Origin of the sequence: Fibrobacter sp. UBA3629 (assembly GCF_002374005.1) — a bacterium.
In the GTDB taxonomy this organism is placed as follows: Bacteria; Fibrobacterota; Fibrobacteria; order Fibrobacterales; family Fibrobacteraceae; genus Fibrobacter.
Window position 1 is genome coordinate 4,042 of record NZ_DFLC01000020.1, and the last position, 320, is coordinate 4,361.

The following is a 320-nucleotide window of genomic DNA, read 5'->3' on the forward strand; positions in this document are numbered from 1 at the left end:
TTCGTTCCGTGCCTCCACTCCGTTGGTAAGCCGCTCCGCGAATGCGAAAGCGACAACGGCATCTGGCCCTGCGCTGACGTTGAATACAAGTACATCACTCAGTTCCCCGAAGAACGCCTCATTTGGTCCTACGGTTCGGGCTACGGTGGAAACGCTCTTCTCGGTAAGAAGTGCTTCGCTCTCCGTATCGCTACCGTTCTCGCTCGCGACGAAGGCTGGCTCGCTGAACACATGCTCATCCTCAAGCTCACCAACCCGAAGGGCGAAGTCAAGTACGTGACTGGCGCATTCCCGTCTGCTTGCGGTAAGACGAACCTCGC

1 protein-coding gene is annotated in these 320 nt (G+C 57.5%); it reads left to right on the forward strand.

Annotation, left to right across the window (positions count from 1 at the left end; translation table 11 throughout):
- The coding region (locus B2310_RS07110; protein WP_290729987.1) for a phosphoenolpyruvate carboxykinase domain-containing protein at positions 1-320 on the forward strand (320 nt) is incomplete at both ends.